The organism is Streptomyces sp. MZ04, assembly GCF_004684775.1.
In the GTDB taxonomy this organism is placed as follows: domain Bacteria; phylum Actinomycetota; class Actinomycetes; order Streptomycetales; family Streptomycetaceae; genus Streptomyces.
Map to the genome: position 1 here is coordinate 1 of NZ_SRIC01000603.1, position 924 is coordinate 924.

General features: G+C 70.8%; 1 protein-coding gene. It reads right to left on the minus strand.

The window, feature by feature from the left end:
• A partial coding sequence (locus E2651_RS43435; protein ID WP_135336754.1) for a branched-chain amino acid ABC transporter permease occupies positions 1–924 on the minus strand: 924 nt, incomplete at both ends.

The window sequence follows — 924 nt, forward strand, 5'->3', positions numbered from 1 at the left end:
GGTCGGGGAAGTCCTCGCCGTCGATGCATCCGCACCGAAACCGCCGCACAATACCCATCCGGATCATTCGCCAGCGCCAACCCCGCAAGCCCGAACAGAATCACCGGCACCTGCACCGACTCCGTCACATAGTCCGCCAGGACATGCGGCATCACCGCGAACACAAGACCCGCCACCACCGCGAACTGCGGCCTCCGCACCCCCGCGGCCACCACCACCGCCAGCCATACGAGCCCCGTCATCGCCGTGAAGTCCGTAGCCGTGATCCGGGTGTTGAACGACGCGTACATCACACCCCCGAACCCGGCAAGACCCGCCGACAGCGTGAAGAGCAGCAGCTTTGTCCGCACCACCGAGACGCCCGAAGCCATCGCCGCCGCCGGAGCGGACCGCACCGCCAGCATCGCCCGCCCGGTCGCCGACCCCCGCAGCGCGCTCAGCGCCGCCACCGCCACCGTCACCAGGACGACCATCGCCACGCCCATCGCGCGGTCGTCCGTCAGGTCCACCGGGCCGAAGATCGGCCGGGGTATCTCCCACCCGGTGTCGCCGTTCCTCAACCAGCCCATCTGGAAGAGCACTTGATCGGCCAGGAAGGCAAGGGCCAGTGTGGCAAGGGCCAGGGAACGCCCGCCGAGCCGCAGCGCCGGCAGCGCGACCAGGGCGCCGAGCACCGCCGCCCCGCCCGTCCCCACCAGCGCCGCCGCGATGAACGGCCAGCCGTGGCTCATCAGCAGCCCGGCCACCAGCGCCGCCGCCGTCACGAACGTGGCCTGCGCCAGGGACACCATCGCGCCGAGCCCCGTCACCACGGTGAACGAGATGAAGACGACGGAGATGGCGAGGCCCTGCGCGAGGATGCCGCTCCAGAAGGGGGTGGTGACGGTATAGAACGAGACCGCGAGCAGGACCGCGCCCGCCGCC